The organism is Xylanimonas protaetiae (assembly GCF_004135385.1).
GTDB classification, from domain to species: domain Bacteria; phylum Actinomycetota; class Actinomycetes; order Actinomycetales; family Cellulomonadaceae; genus Xylanimonas; species Xylanimonas protaetiae.
The window spans coordinates 2,788,507-2,804,676 of record NZ_CP035493.1; the positions used below are offsets into that span (position 1 = coordinate 2,788,507).

General features: G+C 74.0%; 15 protein-coding genes. 11 read left to right on the forward strand and 4 right to left on the reverse strand.

Annotated elements, in window-relative coordinates:
• Positions 1-77: 77 nt before the first annotated feature.
• The 3 genes from ET471_RS12900 (at position 78) to ET471_RS12910 (ending at position 3,337) form a co-directional block, all read left to right on the forward strand.
• A complete protein-coding gene (locus ET471_RS12900; RefSeq protein ID WP_129188922.1) occupies positions 78-1,376 on the forward strand; it encodes an endo-1,4-beta-xylanase in 1,299 nt (432 codons plus the stop codon).
• Positions 1,377-1,480: 104 nt separating this feature from the next.
• Positions 1,481-2,323, forward strand: coding sequence for a TrmH family RNA methyltransferase (locus ET471_RS12905; protein ID WP_129188924.1), 843 nt, complete (start codon positions 1,481-1,483; stop codon positions 2,321-2,323).
• A gap of 69 nt (positions 2,324-2,392) precedes the next feature.
• Positions 2,393-3,337 carry a siderophore-interacting protein gene (locus tag ET471_RS12910; RefSeq protein WP_129188926.1) on the forward strand — a complete coding sequence of 315 codons (945 nt, stop codon included), beginning with the start codon at positions 2,393-2,395 and terminating at the stop codon, positions 3,335-3,337.
• On the opposite strand, the gene ET471_RS12915 is transcribed toward ET471_RS12910, so the two are convergent.
• Positions 3,307-3,735, reverse strand: coding sequence for a winged helix-turn-helix transcriptional regulator (locus ET471_RS12915; protein ID WP_342586039.1), 429 nt, complete (start codon positions 3,733-3,735; stop codon positions 3,307-3,309). The two genes, ET471_RS12910 and ET471_RS12915, sit on opposite strands and share 31 nt — an antisense overlap.
• A 112-nt stretch (positions 3,736-3,847) precedes the next feature.
• Here ET471_RS12915 and ET471_RS12920 point away from each other — a divergent pair, with 112 nt between their 5' ends.
• Positions 3,848-4,213 (forward strand): DoxX family protein, encoded by a 366-nt coding sequence (locus tag ET471_RS12920; RefSeq protein ID WP_129188928.1) that lies wholly within the window; start codon positions 3,848-3,850, stop codon positions 4,211-4,213.
• A gap of 34 nt (positions 4,214-4,247) precedes the next feature.
• Here ET471_RS12920 and ET471_RS12925 read toward each other — a convergent pair whose 3' ends face one another.
• The 3 genes from ET471_RS12925 to ET471_RS12935 all read right to left on the reverse strand — a co-directional run bounded on the left by ET471_RS12925 (position 4,248) and on the right by ET471_RS12935 (position 5,679).
• Positions 4,248-4,814 carry a YbaK/EbsC family protein gene (locus ET471_RS12925; protein WP_129188930.1) on the reverse strand — a complete coding sequence of 189 codons (567 nt, stop codon included), beginning with the start codon at positions 4,812-4,814 and terminating at the stop codon, positions 4,248-4,250.
• The gene (locus ET471_RS12930) at positions 4,811-5,341 is read right to left on the reverse strand and encodes a YbhB/YbcL family Raf kinase inhibitor-like protein (RefSeq protein ID WP_129188932.1); all 531 of its coding nucleotides are present in this window, start codon (positions 5,339-5,341) and stop codon (positions 4,811-4,813) included. The genes ET471_RS12925 and ET471_RS12930 overlap by 4 nt, the downstream gene beginning before the upstream one ends.
• Before the next feature lie 68 nt (positions 5,342-5,409).
• Positions 5,410-5,679 (reverse strand): hypothetical protein, encoded by a 270-nt coding sequence (locus tag ET471_RS12935; RefSeq protein WP_129188934.1) that lies wholly within the window; start codon positions 5,677-5,679, stop codon positions 5,410-5,412.
• A 135-nt stretch (positions 5,680-5,814) separates the two neighbouring features.
• Here ET471_RS12935 and ET471_RS12940 point away from each other — a divergent pair, with 135 nt between their 5' ends.
• From ET471_RS12940 to ET471_RS12970, 7 genes are all read left to right on the forward strand, one after another.
• Positions 5,815-6,525 (forward strand): hypothetical protein, encoded by a 711-nt coding sequence (locus ET471_RS12940; protein ID WP_242496285.1) that lies wholly within the window; start codon positions 5,815-5,817, stop codon positions 6,523-6,525.
• A 119-nt stretch (positions 6,526-6,644) separates the two neighbouring features.
• Positions 6,645-8,399, forward strand: coding sequence for a DNA polymerase Y family protein (locus ET471_RS12945; protein ID WP_242496543.1), 1,755 nt, complete (start codon positions 6,645-6,647; stop codon positions 8,397-8,399).
• Positions 8,392-11,961: an error-prone DNA polymerase gene (locus ET471_RS12950; protein ID WP_129188938.1), complete on the forward strand. Its 3,570-nt coding sequence runs from the start codon at positions 8,392-8,394 to the stop codon at positions 11,959-11,961. The genes ET471_RS12945 and ET471_RS12950 overlap by 8 nt, the downstream gene beginning before the upstream one ends.
• A gap of 138 nt (positions 11,962-12,099) precedes the next feature.
• A complete protein-coding gene (locus ET471_RS12955) occupies positions 12,100-13,473 on the forward strand; it encodes a branched-chain amino acid ABC transporter permease (RefSeq protein ID WP_242496286.1) in 1,374 nt (457 codons plus the stop codon).
• Positions 13,474-13,476: 3 nt separating this feature from the next.
• Positions 13,477-14,454 carry a branched-chain amino acid ABC transporter permease gene (locus ET471_RS12960; RefSeq protein WP_129188940.1) on the forward strand — a complete coding sequence of 326 codons (978 nt, stop codon included), beginning with the start codon at positions 13,477-13,479 and terminating at the stop codon, positions 14,452-14,454.
• A 43-nt stretch (positions 14,455-14,497) separates the two neighbouring features.
• A complete protein-coding gene (locus ET471_RS12965) occupies positions 14,498-15,415 on the forward strand; it encodes an ABC transporter ATP-binding protein (RefSeq protein ID WP_129190988.1) in 918 nt (305 codons plus the stop codon).
• On the forward strand, positions 15,408-16,136 hold the full coding sequence (locus ET471_RS12970) for an ABC transporter ATP-binding protein (RefSeq protein ID WP_129188942.1): 729 nt from the start codon (positions 15,408-15,410) through the stop codon (positions 16,134-16,136). The genes ET471_RS12965 and ET471_RS12970 overlap by 8 nt, the downstream gene beginning before the upstream one ends.
• The last annotated feature ends 34 nt before the right edge of the window (positions 16,137-16,170 follow it).

Consider the following 16,170-nt stretch of genomic DNA (forward strand, 5'->3'; position numbering starts at 1 on the left):
TCCCGCCGCGCGCGACGATCGACCAGGACGCGTCGAATCGTTTCGCGCGGCGGGCCCGATCTGGCAGAGTGCACGTCGTGAGCACAACGACGTCCCTCTTCGCCCCGCCCGCCTCCGACTACCCGCTCGACCCGACGTACGCCCACCGGCGCGCGTCCGCCGTCGTCACGGTGACGGGCGCCGACGGCGCCCCGCTCGCCGACGCCGACGTCGTCGTGGAGCAGACGAACCACGCGTTCACGTTCGGCAACATCGGCTTCGAGCTGATCGACTACATCAACGGCTACGAGCACGGCGCCTCCGACCCGTCGACGCAGCGGGTCGGCCGTCCCGGCGTCGAGGGCGACCGTGAGTACGACGCCGCCTTCGCCGAGAAGTGGCTCGCGCTGCACAACGCCGCGACGCTCCCGTTCTACTGGGGCCGGTTCGAGCCCGAGGAGGGGAAGCCGCGCACCGAGGAGTTCATGCGGGCCGCCCGCTGGTTCCAGGAGCGCGGCGTCGAGCTCAAGGGGCACCCGCTCGTGTGGCACACCGTCCAGCCGCAGTGGCTGCTCGGCAAGCCGGTCGAGGAGGTCGAGCGCCTGCAGCGCGAGCGCATCCGCCGCGACGTGCGCGACTTCGCCGGCGTCGTCGACACCTGGGACGCCATCAACGAGGTCGTCATCATGCCGGTCTTCGCCGCGGAGAAGAACGGCATCACGCCGCTCGCCCGCGTCAAGGGCCGCGTCGAGATGATCCGCCTGGCCTTCGAGGAGGCCCGCGCCACCAATCCGTCCGTCAAGCTGCTGCTCAACGACTTCGACATGTCGACGGCGTACGAGTGCCTCATCGAGGCCGTGCTCGAGGCCGGCATCGAGATCGACTACCTCGGCCTGCAGTCGCACCAGCACCAGGGCTACTGGGGCCTGGAGAAGACGCAGCGCATCCTCGACCGCTTCGCGCGCTACAACCTGCCCATCCACTTCACGGAGACGACGCTGCTGTCGGGCGAGATCATGCCGAAGCACATCGTCGACCTGAACGACTGGCAGGTCACGGCCGAGCAGTGGCCGTCGACGCCGGAGGGCGAGGCGCGCCAGGCCGACGAGCTCGAGGAGTTCGTCCGCACGCTCGTGGCGCACCCGCTCGTCGAGGCGTTCACCTACTGGGGTCTGGGCGACCGCGGCATGTGGCTCAACGCCCCCGGCGGCCTGCTGCGCCGCGACGGGTCGGCCAAGCCCGCCTACGACCGGTACGTCGGCATGGTCAAGGACGAGTGGTGGGTCAAGCCGACCACGCTGCGCACCGACGCGAACGGCCAGGTCACGGTGGCGGGCTTCCGGGGCACCTACCGCGTCACGGCGGGCGACGTCGTCCAGGACGTCACGCTCGCCTGACCGGGCGCGGGACAGACACCGGGGCAGTGGCGGCGCACCGGCAGCGCACGGCCGCTGGAGGACGTCGTGGCCCCGCCGCCCGAGGTTCGCGAGAGAATCGGCCGGTGACGAGCCCTGACCTCCTGCGCATCGAGGACCCCCGCGACCCGCGCCTGACCGACTACACCGACCTCAAGGACGTCAAGCTCCGCGCCGTGCGCGAGCCTGCCGAGGGGCTGTACATGGCCGAGTCGTCCACGGTGATCCGGCGGGCGCTCGCGGCCGGGCACCGGCCCCGGTCGTTCCTCATGGCCGACCGGTGGCTCGAGTCCATGGCCGACGTGATCGCCGACTGGCCCGGCGTGCCGGTGTTCGTGGGCACGGAGCAGGTGCTGGAGCAGGTCACCGGGTTCCACCTGCACCGCGGGGCGCTCGCGGCGATGCACCGGCCCGCGCTGGTGCCCGTGCACGAGCTCGTCGCCGCCGCGCGCGGGGGCCTGGGCGCGCGCCGGGTCGCGGTGCTGGAGGACGTCGTCGACCACACGAACGTGGGCGCGGCCTTCCGGTCGGCCGCCGCGCTGGGCGTCGACGCCGTCCTCGTGACGCCGCGGTGCGCCGACCCGCTCTACCGGCGCTCCGTGCGGGTGTCGATGGGCACGGTGTTCCAGGTGCCGTGGACGCGCCTGGAGACGTGGCCCGGCGGCCTGCGCGAGCTGCAGGACGGCGGGTTCGTCGTCGCGGCGCTGGCCCTGTCCGACGACGCCGTCTCCCTCGACGACCTGGCGGCCGACCCGCCCGAGAGGCTCGCCCTGGTGCTCGGCACGGAGGGTCACGGCATGACGCCCGCCGCGATCGACGCGTGCGACGTCGTCGTCAAGATCCCCATGGCGGGCGGGGTGGACTCGCTCAACGTCGCCGCGGCGTCGGCGGTGGCGTTCTGGGCGACACGCGTGACCGAGCCCGTCTGAGGGGGCCCGTCTGACCGTGATGCGGACCACAGGTCGACCACGCCGCGACTGAGGTTAGGCTTACCTCCCGTGACCGACACTCTCGACGCCCCCGTCGCAACCGAGGTGCAGCCGTGGCGCATGTTCGACGTCGACGTCAAGCGTGTCGTGCGGCTGTGCCCGTCGTTCGTGCGGATCACGTTCACCGGCCCTGACCTGCACGAGTTCGCCGACAACGGTCGCGACCAGCGCGTGAAGTTCCTGCTGCCGGCCCCGTGCGGCGGCTGGGAGTACCTCGACCGGCAGAACCCCGACTGGTACACCGCGTGGCGCGAGCTGCCCGAGGAGCGCCGCAACCCGCTGCGCACCTACACCGTGCGGACCGTGCGGCAGTCGATGAACGAGCTCGACGTCGACCTGGTGCTGCACGGCGACACCGGCCCTGCGACGCGCTGGGCCAACGGCGCCCGCCCCGGCACCCCGCTGGTCATCCTCGGCCCGGACGCCCGGTACGACGGCCCGCACGGCGGCCTCGGCTTCGCCCCGCCGCCCGGCACGAGCGCGGTGCTGCTCGCCGGGGACGAGACGGCCGTGCCGGCCATCGCCGCCATCTGCGAGTCGCTGCCCGACGACTACATCGGCGAGGTGCTGCTCGAGGTGCCGCGCCGCGAGGACCGCTGGACGCTCACGGCGCCCGCGGGCGTGACCGTCCAGTGGCTGGGCCGCGACGGGCTGCCGCACGGCGCCCTGCTCACGCCGGCCGTGAAGGCCGCGACCGACCGCCTGCTCGGGCACGTCGCCCCGGCGTCGGCCCCGCAGCTCGAGGACGTCGACGTCGACCGCGAGCTCCTGTGGGAGGTACCGATCGACGAGGCCGGACGCGCCCTCGCCGCCGACGCGCGCCTCTACGCGTGGCTCGCGGGCGAGGCCGCGGTCATCAAGGACCTGCGGCGGTTCCTGGTCGCCGAGCGAGGCCTGGACCGCAAGGCCGTGGCCTTCATGGGCTACTGGCGGCGGGGCAGGTCGGAGGGCTGAGACCGCGGCCCGTCGTCGAACGTCGCGCGCGCGGCCTCGATGGCCGGGTAGTTCGCGACCGCCCATGACGCGATCGCGACCGAGGGCTCGATGAGGGTGCGGCCCATCGCCGTGAGCTCGTACTCCACCCGCGGGGGCACCTCGGCGTACACGGTCCGGGTGGCGAGCCCGTCGCGCTCGAGCTGGCGCACGGTCAGGGTCAGCATGCGCTGCGAGATGCCCGGGATGTGGCGCTGCAGCTCGCCGAACCGCAGCGGGCCCTGCGCCAGCGTGCCGATCACGAGGAGCGACCACTTGTCGCCCACGCGGTCCAGCACGGCGCGGACCGCCTTGCCGTCGCTCTCGTGGCTGCGGCACATCCCCTCGTAGGGGCTCATCGGGTCGGTCTCGGCGCTCACACGGTTCCCCTGGTGTTCCTCGCTCACACGGATGTGCCTTTTGTACGCTCTGCAGCGATGACGCAGCATGGGGCAACGCACAGATCGTAACTATCTAAGGAGCACACTCGCGATGACCGTCGCCTTCTGGATCGTCTCCGCCCTGCTCGGTCTGCTGTTCCTGGGCGCGGGCGTGATGAAGCTGGCCCGCTCGAAGGAGACGCTCGCCGGCTCGGGCATGGCGTGGACCGAGGACTTCTCCGCCAGGAGCATCAAGGTCGTCGCGGCGCTCGAGGTGCTCGGCGCCCTCGGAGTGCTCCTGCCTGCGGCCACCGGGGTGGCGGTGCTGCTCAGCCCGGTCGCGGCCGTGTGCCTCGCCGTCGTCATGGTCGGGGCCGTGGTCGTCCACGTGCGGCGCGGCGAGAGCTTCGCCCCCGCGCTCGTGCCCCTCGCGCTGGCCGTCGTCGGCGCCGTCCTGGGGTTCCTGCACCTGGCGTGACGACGTCGCCGGGGTGGGTGGCGGGGTCTAGCTTCTAGCGGTCGACGCCCAGGCCGTCGACGACCTCGGCGCCCGGGATCGCGCACAGCAGCTCGCCCGGCATGAGCACCTTGGAGTGCCGCACGCCCGAACCCTGCAGCGCCAGGGCACCCGGTGCGGCAAAGCGCGCGTCCACGAGCAGCCGCCAGCCCGCCGGCAGGCCCAGCGGGCCGATGCCGCCGTACTCCTGGCCCGACTCCGCGACGGCGCGCTCGCGGCTCAGGAACGACGCCTTGCGCACGTCGAGCAGCCTGCGCACGCGGGTGTTGACGTCGGCGAACGTCGTCGCGGGCACCACGCACGCTGCGACGCGCTCCACCTCGCCGCGACGCCCCGAGACCAGCACGCAGTTCGCGCTGGCCTCGGGCGGCAGTCCGTGGACCTCGTTGAGCGTGGCGGTGTCGGCGTGGTCCGGGTCGATGGCTGCGACGGCGACGCCGCCCGCCACGCGGTCGTCGGCGTCGGCCCAGGCGCGCAGCGCGCCCAGGACGGTCGGTGCGAGCAGGTCGGGACGGTCGAGCGCCGGGACCCACGTCAGCCTGCCGAGGGCGGGCAGGATCATCGCTGGTAGGTGCCCACGAGCACGGCCCGCGCGAGCGTGTGGAACACGGCGTTGAACGCGACGACGGCGTTCGAGACCTCCGGGCCGATGCCGAGCGTCGGGACGTCGAGCGCGTGCACCGCGAAGAAGTACCGGTGCTCGTGGTCGCCGTGCGGCGGGGCGGCCGGAGTGAAGCCGTAGCTGCCGCCGTCGTTGCGGACCTGCGCGGCGCCCGCGGGCAGGTTGCCGCCGTCCGCGGCGCCCGCGTCGGCGGCCAGGGAGGTGACGGAGGCGGGGATGTCGTAGGCGTTCCAGTGCCAGAAGCCCGACGGCGTCGGCGCGTCCGGGTCGTACACCGAGACGGCGAACGACTGCGTCCCGGCGGGGAAGCCCGACCACTCCAGCGCGGGCGAGGCGCCTGCGCCGTCGGCGGAGAACCGGACGTCCAGCCGCTGCCCGTCGGCGACGTCCGGGCTGGTCAGCGTGAACGAGGGCACCTGCGGCAGGAGCGAGTAGGGGTCCGGGGGATAGGGGCGCTCGAGGCTCATGTGCGCCATCGTGCCCCTGGCCAGGGGGAGACGCCACCCTGTTGACACTCCTGCCGGAACGAGATTGACTAGAACAGGTGTTCGAACCCGAGCACGACGGACGCCAGCGCCGCCCGCGGGGGAAGGGGATCCCCATGACCGTCGTCGTCACCGGCGATCGTGCCCTTCCCGGGGAAGCCGCGGGCGGTGCGGGCGTCGCGCGCCGGACGAGCGACCGCCAGACCAGTGACCGCCAGACCAGCGACCGCCGGGCACGCGCGCTGGCCGCGCTCGCGGCGGCCGAGCTGCGTACGGGTGTGCAGCGGCCCCGCGCGCAGGCGTCTGCGGTGGTCGAGCATGCCGAACCCGGGACGCAGCGTTCCGGCGGGGTCGTTCCGGCGGGCGCCGCCGCCGGGGAACGCGGGTCCGTCAGGCCAGGCTGGACCGCCGGGGCAGGCTCTGGGACAGCTCCTGTCGGCGCAGGCTCTGCCGGAGTGGCGCCGCTGTCCGCGCCGCACGGCCCGCGCTCCCGGCGCCTGCCCCTGCAGCCCGCCCTGCCCGTGCAGCCCGCCCTGCCCGTGCAGCCCGCCCTCGCTGCCCTGCTGCCGGGCGGCGTGCTGCCCGTGGGCGGCACGCTCGCCGTCCACGGGTCGACGTCGCTGCTGCTCGGGCTGCTGGCCGCCACCTCCGCGGAAGGGGCGTGGGTCGCGTTCGTCGGGGCGCCCGCGCTGGGGCTCGTCGCGGCCGCCGACGCCGGGCTCTGCCTCGAGCGCGTCGCCGTCGTCCCGGCGCCAGGGGTCGACGCGCCGACCGTCGTCGCGGCGCTGCTCGACGGCGTCGACGTCGTCGTGCTCGGGCCGGACGTCGTGCTGCTCGACGGCGACCGGCGTCGGCTGACCGCCCGCGCCCGGGAGCGGGGAGCGGTGCTCGCGACGACGACGCCATGGCCGGGCGCGCACGTGACGCTCGACGTGCGCGGCGGGTCCTGGTGGGGCGCGGACCACGGGGCGGGGTGGCTGCGGCGCCGGACGCTGCGCGTGCGGCGTACCGGGCGCGGCGCGGCGGCGCGGCCGCTGGAGGTGGACGTGGAGGTGCCGGTGGTCGCGCCCGCCCCGGTCGCATCCGCCTCGGTCCCCTCCACCGAGGTCGCGTCCCCCGCGGAGGCCGGGCGGGTCCGGACGCCCGTGCTGCGGGTGGTCGCATGAGTCCCGTCGCGTCGTCGCGGCGCCCCGCGACCCCGGTCCCGCAGGGTGGCTCCCCGGACCTGGCACCGACCACCCGGACCGCCGTCCTGTGGGTGCCCGACTGGCCCGTCGTCGCGGCGATGGGCGTCGCCGGCGTCGACGCGCACGTGCCCGCCGCGGTGCTCACGCACCAGGGCGTGGTCGCGGCGTCGGCGGTCGCGCGCTCGGCGGGCGTGCGCCGCGGGATGCGGCGCCGGGTCGCGCAGGAGCGCTGCCCCGAGCTGGTGCTGCTGCCCGCCGACGACGCCCGCGACGCCCGCGAGTTCGAGCCGGTGGCGGTGGCGGCCGAGACGGTCGTCGCCGGGGTGGAGGTGGCCCGGCCCGGGCTCCTGCTGCTGCCCTCCGACGGCGCCGCGCGCTACCACGGCACCGAGGAACAGCTGGCGCTCGCCCTGGTCGAGGCGGTGTCGGCAGCGGGGTTCGAACCGCAGGTGGGCGTGGCCGACGGCATGCTCGCGGCGGTGCTCGCGGCGCGCGCCGACATCATCGTGCCGCCGGGCGGTTCGCGTGCGTTCCTCGCCCCGCGGCGCACCGTGGACCTGCTGCACGCCGTCACCGACCCGGGCAGCCTCGCGGCGGTGCGCGGCGCGGTCGACCTGTGGTGGCGACTCGGGATCCGCACGCTGGGCGACCTGACGGCGCTCCCGCCGGACGCGGTGCTCGGGCGGTTCGGCGACCTGGGCGCGTGGGCGCAGCGGCTCGCGGGCGGCGCGGACCTGCGCCCGCCCGCGCGTCGTCGCCCCGAGGAGGACCTCGTCGTGAGCGCGGAGCTCGACCCGCCGGCGGTGCGCGTCGACGTCGCGGCCTTCGCCGCCCGTCGCCTCGCAGAGGAGCTGCACGCGCTGCTGTCGCGGCGTGGGCTCGCGTGCGGGCGGCTGCGCATCACCGCACGCACCGAGGAGTCGACCCTCGAACGGGTCTGGCGCACCGAGGTTCTCCCGGGGTCCCCGCGAGCCCCCGCAGCGGGGCGAGGAGACCCGTGGAGCGGGGGTGGCCCGGCGACCGGGGGCCTGTCCGCCGCGCGCATCACCGACCGTGTGCGCTGGCAGCTCGAGGGATGGCTGACCACCGCCCAGGCGCGGCGCGGGCCTCGCGGCGAGGGCGACGCCGAGCCCGCGCCGATCACCCACCTGATGCTCGCGGCCGAGGAGGTCGTGCTCGCGGGCACGCACCAGCCGAGCCTGTGGGGCGCGGACGACGGCGGCGACGAGCGGGCCCGCCGCGCGCTCGGCCGCGTCCAGGGGCTGCTGGGCGGCGACGCCGTGCTCACCGTCGCGCTCCAGGGCGGGCGCGACCCGCGCGACCGCGTGCACCTGGTCCCGTTCGGGGAGCACGTCCCCGCCTCGCGCGCCCCGGACCTCCCGTGGCCGGGCGCCCTCCCCGCACCCGCCCCGGCGACGCTCCTCCCGGAGCCGCAGCCGGTGCACGTCCTGACCGCCGACGGCGCGGCCGTCACGGTCGACGCCCGGCTCCACCTGCCGTCGCCTCCCGCCGCGGTGGTCGAGCCGGCCACCACCGCTGCGCGGCGGCCCGGCGGGGTGGTGCCGACTGGCTCGGCGACAGGGTTCGGCTCGGCACCTGGGTCGGGTTCGGCGGCGGCCGGGTTCGGCTCGGCCGCCGGGTCAGGTGCCGCCGGGTCAGGTGCCGCCGGATCAGGTACGGCCGCCGGGTTCGGTGTCGTCGGGTGGGCGGGGCCCTGGCCGCTCGACGAACGGTGGTGGGAGCCCGGCGGCGGGCACCGGCGGGTGCTGCTCCAGGTGGCGCTCGACGACGGGCGCGGGCTGCTGCTGGCCTCCGACGGCGGCGAGTGGCTCGTGGAGGCGGTCTATGACTGAACCGTCGGCCACGCCCACGCAGGGACCCCGCTACGCCGAGCTGCACGCCCACTCGTCCTTCAGCTTCCTCGACGGCGCCTCGCACCCCGAGGAGCTCGTCGCCGAGGCCGTACGCCTGGGCCTGAGCGCCCTGGCCGTCACCGACCACGATGGGCTCTACGGCGTCGTGCGGCACTCGCTGGCCGCGCGCGACGCCCCCGTGAAGACCGTGTTCGGGGCGGAGCTGCACCTGCCCGTGCCGGCTGGGCCGGGCAGCGGGCCGCGCCCGGTGCTCGACCCACCCACGGGCGTCCCCGACCCGCGGTCCGAGCACCTGCTCGTCCTCGCGCGCGGCAAGGACGGCTACGCCCACCTGTCCGCCGCGATCGCCACCGCGCACCTCCGGACGGAGGTCAAGGGCAAGGCCGCCTACCGCCTGGAAGAGCTGGGGGAGCAGGCCGCGGGCGAGTGGCTCGTCCTCACCGGCTGCCGCAAGGGGTCGGTGCGCCGGGCGCTGGCCGCGCAAGGGCGGACCGCCGCGCGCCAGGAGCTCGACCGGCTCGTCGCCCTGTTCGGCCGCGAGAACGTCGCCGTCGAGATCACCGCCACCGGCGACCCCCGCGACGCCGACCTGCACGACGCCCTCGCGACGCTCGCCCGCGACGCCCGCCTGCCGCTCGTCGCGACCACCAACGCCCACTACGCCCGGCCCCGCGACGCCCGCCTGGCCCAGGCCCTCGCCGCCGTGCGCGCCACCCGCTCCCTGGAGCAGCTCGACGGCTGGCTTCCCGGTGCCCCCGTCGCCCACCTGCGCTCGGGCGCCGAGATGGCCCGCCTGCACCACCGCCACCCGGACTCCGTGCCGACGGCGGCGGCGCTCGCGGACGAGTGCGCCTTCGACCTGCGCCTGGTCGCTCCCCAGCTGCCGCCGTACCAGGTGCCGGAAGGTCACGACGAGGCGTCCCACCTGCGCGAGCTGGTCTACCGCGGGGCGACCGACCGCTACGGCCCCCGCCACGCCGAACGCGTCAAGGGTGCGTGGGACAAGATCGACCACGAGCTCGCGATCATCGAGCAGCTGCACTTCCCCGGCTACTTCCTCGTGGTCTACAGCCTGGTCGAGTTCTGCCGGGTGAACGGGATCCTCGCCCAGGGCCGGGGGAGCGCGGCCAACTCGGCGGTCTGCTATGCGCTCGGCATCACCGCCGTCGACGCCGTCAAGTACGAGCTGCTGTTCGAGCGCTTCCTCGCCCCGGAGCGCGACGGGCCGCCCGACATCGACATCGACATCGAGTCCGGCCGCCGCGAGGAGGTCATCCAGCACGTGTACGAGACGTTCGGCCGCAGGCACGCCGCACAGGTCGCCAACGTCATCTCGTACCGCCCGCGCTCGGCCGTCCGGGACGCCGCCCGGGCGCTGGGGTACGACGTCGGGCAGCAGGACGCGTGGTCGAAGACGATCGAGCGGTGGGGGTCGCTGCGCGACCACCCCAAGGTCGAGCCGGCCGTCGAGACGCGGGCGTCCGCCAAGGACGCGCGCGGCGCCGCCGTCTGGGGCAGCCGGGACCGCGACTGGACCCCGAACCTCGGCTACGCCGCCCGGCCCCGGGTGGTGGACCCGCTCGCGCACGACGACGGCGACCGCCCCCGGGGCGGGCTCACGGAGGGCGAGGCCTTCTCTCGTCGTGCCGACGACGGTGCCTTCTCTCGTCGTGCCGACGACGGTGCCTTCTCTCGTCGTGCCGACGACGCCCACGACGTGGTCCCCGCCCACGCGCCACCCTCGGCGGAGGACGAGGGCCTCATCCCCGAGCACGTCATCGACCTTGCCGAGCGGTTCCTGCGCCTGCCCCGTCACCTGGGCATCCACTCCGGCGGCATGGTCATGTGCGACCGCCCCGTCATCGAGGTGTGCCCCGTGGAGTGGGCCCGCATGGAGGGCCGCACGGTGCTCCAGTGGGACAAGGAGGACTGCGCCGACGCGGGCCTGGTGAAGTTCGACCTCCTGGGCCTCGGCATGCTCACCGCGCTCCGCTACGCCTTCGAGAGCGTCGAGAGCCACACGGGAGAGCGGCTGCACCTCCACAGCCTGCCCGAGGAGGACCCCGCGGTGTACGCGCTGCTGTGCGCCGCGGACACCGTGGGGGTGTTCCAGGTGGAGTCTCGTGCCCAGATGGCCACGCTGCCGCGCCTGCGGCCGCGGAAGTTCTACGACATCGTCGTCGAGGTCGCGCTGATCCGGCCCGGTCCCATCCAGGGTGGCAGCGTCAACCCGTTCATCGAGCGTCGCAGGGGCCGCCAGAAGGTCGAGTACCGGCACCAGCTCCTGGAGAACTCCCTGAAGCGGACCCTCGGCGTGCCGCTGTTCCAGGAGCAGCTCATGCAGATGGCGATCGACGTCGCCGGGTTCACCCCGGCCGAGTCGGACCGGCTGCGGCGCGCCATGGGCTCCAAGCGGTCGAAGGAGAAGATGGAGGCCCTGCGCGGCCGCCTCCTGGAGGGGATGACGGAGAACGGCATCCCGTCCGACCTGCAGGAGGAGATCTACGAGAAGCTCCAGGCGTTCGCCGACTTCGGGTTCCCCGAGTCCCACGCGTACTCGTTCGCGTACCTCGTCTACGCCTCGTCCTGGCTCAAGGTGCACCACCCGGCCGCGTTCTACGCGGGGCTGCTGGCCGCGCAGCCCATGGGGTTCTACTCGCCGCAGTCGCTCGTGGGCGACGCGCGCCGCCACGGGGTCACGGTGCTGCGCCCGGACCTCAACGCGTCGACGGCGCTCGCGTCCGTGGAACGGCTGCCCGACGACGCCGCGCTCGAGCCCGAACGCGTCCCGCTGCCCCGCTCGCCCTCGCCGGAGCACGGCCCGGAGCCCGACCTGCGCCTCGCCGTCCGGCAGGGCCTCGCGGAGGTCCGGAACATCGGTGCGGACCTCGCCGAGGCGATCGTCGCCGAGCGGTCCGCCCGCGGGGCATATCGCGACCTGCGCGACCTGGTCCACCGGGTCCACCTCACGACGTCGCAGCTCGAGGCCCTCGCCACCGCGGGTGCCACCGAGTCCCTCGGCGCGAGCCGCCGCGAGGCGCTGTGGGCCGCGGGCGCGCTCGGCCAGGAGGGTCCGGACACGCTCGCGGGCGTCTCCGTGGGCGTCGAGGCACCGTCGCTGCCAGGGATGTCCGACGTCGAGACGGCGGTCGCGGACGCCTGGGCGACGGGCGTGACGCCGGGGCTGTCGCCCGTCGAGATGGTGCGCGACGGCCTGACCCGTGCGGGCGTCGTCACCGTCCTCGAGGCGACGCGGACGGACGCGGGCCGCTACATCGCCGTCGGCGGCGTCGTCACGCACCGCCAGCGCCCGGGCACCGCGGGCGGGGTCACGTTCCTGTCGCTCGAGGACGAGACCGGCCTGCTCAACGTCGTCTGCTCGCCGAGGATATGGCAGCGCTTCCGGACGGTGGCGCGCAGCGCCCCGGCCATGGTGGTGCGCGGACGGGTCGAGGCGGCCGACGGTGCCACGAACCTCGTCGCCGGGCACCTGGCCCCGCTGCGGCTCCCGGTGCGGACCCGCAGCCGCGACTTCCGGTGAGCATCCAGCAGGCCTGAACGCCCCGTTGACCAGATGCCGGAGCACGGCGTCCGAGGCATTACGCTGTGCACCGCTTGCTCGTCGCCGTCGACGGCGCCCCGGGGCCTTCGGTGACGTCGCACCACCACGGAGGTTCACTTGGGGTTCAGGATCGCGGCACCAGGCCGCCGCGCGGTGCCATGGGTCGCCGCCCTCGTCAGGGCGCTCGTCGGAGCGCTTCTCGCGGCTGTCGTCCTCGTCGGCGGCGCCTGCGCGGCGCAGGCCGCGAGCGCCCCGCCGCAGCCCGGCGCCGACCAGGAGAAGACCGACTTCTACGTCGCCGGCACCATCACGTACCAGGACACCCCGGTGCCTGACGCGGCCGTCTCGATCTCGGGCGGCGGCTTCGAGGCGGAGACGCTCACGGGCGCCGACGGGCGCTGGCGGCTCTACGTCCCCGAGAAGGGCACGTACGTCATCACGGTCGACGAGTCGACGCTGCCCGAGGGCGTCATCCTCGACGAGTCGGCGCTGCCGGACGGCATCATCCAGGGCGGCGACCCGGCCTCGCGGCAGGTCACGTTCGGCCTGACGAGCTCGACGATCGCCAACCTCTTCCTCGGCCAGGGCGAGCGGCAGACGGTGTCGTTCTGGGACCAGCTGCTCTCGGCCGTCGTCAGCGGGCTGGAGTTCGGCCTGCTGCTCGCGCTGGCCTCGATCGGCGCGGCGCTCATCTTCGGCACCACCCGGCTGACGAACTTCGCCCAGGCGGAGATGGTCACGTGGGGCGCGCTCGTCACGCTCGCGGTGAGCGTCACCTGGCACCTGCCGCTGTGGGTCGGCGTCGCCGCCGCGGTGGTGGGCGGCGGCCTGCTCGGCTGGGGGATGGACGCGGTGGTCTGGCGGCCGCTGCGCAAGAAGGGCGTCGGGATCGTCCCGCTGATGATCGTGAGCATCGGCCTGTCGCTCGCGATCCGCTACGTGTTCCAGTTCTTCATCGGCGGCGACACCATGCAGCTGCCCGGCGCCAGCCCGACGCCGATGCAGCTCGGCCCGATCCGCCTGTCGTCGATCGACCTCGTCTCGATGGGCGTCAGCCTCGTGCTGCTGGTCGGGGTGGCGCTGTTCCTGACGCGCACCCGCATCGGGCGTGCGAGCCGCGCGATCTCCGACAACCCGCAGCTCGCGGCGGCGTCCGGCATCCCCGTCGACCGGGTCATCCGGATCGTCTGGGTGATCTCGGGCGTCCTCGCCGCGGTCGCCGGCATCCTGTGGGCCTACTTCCGGCCCGGCGTGAAGTGGGACATGGGCGGGCAGATGCTCCTGCTGATCTTCTCCGCGGTGGTGCTCGGCGGTCTCGGCACCGCGTTCGGTGCCCTGCTCGGCGCGCTCATCATCGGCGTCGCCGTCGAGATCTCGCCGGTCCTCGGGCTCCCCGTGGACCTGAAGTACGCGGCCGCGCTCGTCGTGCTCATCGTCATCCTGCTCGTGCGGCCGCAGGGCCTGCTCGGGCGTCGCGAAAGGCTGGGGTAGTCCATGGACTTCGGCAGCATCCTCAGCAACACCGGGGTGTTCCTGCTGAGCCCGACGACGATCGCGTACGCGCTCGCCGCCACGGGCCTCGCGGTGCACTTCGGGTACGCGGGCCTGCTCAACTTCGGCATGGCCGGGTTCATGGCGATCGGCGGCTACGGCTACGCGATCTCGGTCCTCACGTTCGGCTGGCCCTGGTGGGCCGGCATGCTCCTGGGCCTGGCCGGCGGCGCGGTGTTCGCGGTGATCCTCGGCATCCCGACGCTCCGCCTGCGCGCCGACTACCTGGCGATCGCGACGATCGCCGCGGCGGAGATCGTCCGGCTGGTCTTCACGACGACGGCCTTCGAGTCGGTGACGGGTTCCGCGGACGGCCTGGCGCAGTACAACAGCGGGTTCCGGGCCGCGAACCCGTTCCCGCGCGGCACGTACGGGTTCGGCCCGTGGACGTGGACCGAGACGGAGCTGTGGACCCGCGTCTTCGGGCTCGTCCTGCTCGCCGTCGCGATCGTCGTGGTCTGGCTCCTGGTCCGCAGCCCGTGGGGTCGCGTGGTCAAGGGCATCCGCGAGGACGAGGACGCCGTGCGCTCGCTCGGCAAGAACGTCTTCGCGTACAAGATGCAGGCGCTCGTCACGGGCGGCGTCATCGGCGCGGCGGGCGGCATCGTCTTCGTCCTGCCGTCGGCCGTCGTCCCCGGCAGCTACAGCACGTCGCTGACGTTCTTCCTGTGGACGATCCTGCTGCTCGGCGGTGCGGCGACCGTGTTCGGTCCCGCGCTCGGCGCGGTGCTCTTCTGGGTGGTCTCCGCGTTCCTCGACAGCCTCCTGCCGGCGCTCGTCGACGCCGGGGTGCTGCCGATCTCCGACCCGCAGGCCGCGACCGTGCGGTTCGTCATCACCGGCGTCGTGCTCATGCTCCTGGTCATCTTCCGACCGCAGGGCCTGCTCGGGAACAAGAGGGAGACGACCTTTGTCAAGTGAACCGACCGCCACCGGGCCGGCCCGCCCCGCCCGCCGGACCGCGCTGACGGAGCACGAGCCGGCGCCGGGCGTCGCGAAGGTCGACCCGATCCTCGTCGCGGACGACGTCGTGCGCCGCTTCGGCGGCCTCACCGCCGTCGACGTCGACCACCTCGAGATCCCGCGCGGCGCGATCACCGCGCTCATCGGGCCCAACGGTGCCGGCAAGACGACGCTGTTCAACATCCTGTGCGGTTTCGACAAGGCCAACGCGGGCACCTGGTCGTACGACGGGAAGAACCTGTCGGGCGTGCCGTCGTTCAAGGTGGCCCGCATGGGCCAGGTGCGCACCTTCCAGCTCACCAAGGCGCTCTCCCTGCTGACGGTGCTGGAGAACATGAAGCTCGGGGCGCCGAACCAGCGCGGCGAACGGTTCTGGCCGAGCCTGCTCAGGCCGCTCTGGCGCACGCAGGAGAGCGAGATCGACGTGCGCGCCCGCGAGCTGCTCGCCCGCTTCAAGCTCGCCGACAAGGCGGGCGACTACGCGGCGTCGCTGTCGGGAGGGCAGCGCAAGCTGCTCGAGATGGCCCGGGCGCTCATGAACCTGCCGAGCCTCGTCCTCCTCGACGAGCCCATGGCGGGCGTCAACCCCGCCCTCACGCAGTCGCTGCTCGACCACATCGTGAGCCTGCGGGAGGACGGTGTGACGGTGCTCTTCGTCGAGCACGACATGCACATGGTCCGCCACATCGCCGACTGGGTGGTCGTCATGGCGGAGGGGCGCGTCGTCGCCGAGGGGCCGCCGGACACGGTCATGGCCGACCAGGCCGTCATCGACGCGTACCTCGGGGCGCACCAGGAGGTCGACCTCGGCGTCGTCACGGGCCGGGTCGCGGCCCCGACGGACCCCGAGACGGCCAGGCACGAGCAGGAGCTCATCGAGGAGATCGAGCGCGAGCGGACGGAGGCCGGCGATGAGTGAGGAACGGGTCGTCGTCGAGATCAAGGACGTCCATGCGGGGTACCTGCCGGGCGTCAACATCCTCAACGGCACGAACCTCGTCGCCCGCGCCGGCGAGCTCATCGGCATCATCGGCCCGAACGGTGCCGGGAAGTCGACGCTGCTCAAGGCGATCTTCGGCATGGTGCAGGTGCGCTCGGGCGACATCACCGTCGACGGCGAGAGCATCCTCGGGCTGGACGCCGACCGGCTCGTCGGGCGGGGCGTCGCGTTCGTCCCGCAGACCAACAACGTGTTCCCGTCGCTCACCGTGGCCGAGAACCTCCAGATGGGGATCTACCAGAAGCCCAGGAAGTACGCGGAGCGGCTGGAGTTCGTCTCGTCGATCTTCGGCGAGCTCGGCGGGCGGCTCGGGCAGCGGGCCGGCTCGCTGTCCGGGGGCGAGCGCCAGATGGTGGCCATGTGCCGGGCGCTCATGATGGAGCCCTCGGTGCTGCTCCTCGACGAGCCGTCGGCGGGCCTGTCGCCCGTACGGCAGGACGACGCGTTCATCCGCGTCTCGGAGATCAACAAGGCGGGCGTCACCACGATCATGGTCGAGCAGAACGCCCGCCGGTGCCTGCAGATCTGCGACCGCGGCTACGTGCTCGACCAGGGCCGCGACGCGTACGAGGGCTCGGGGCGCGAGCTGCTCAACGACCCGAAGGTCATCGCGCTCTACCTGGGCACGCTCGGCGCCTGACGGCCGGGTCGGCACCCGGGCGCGCGTCCGGCAG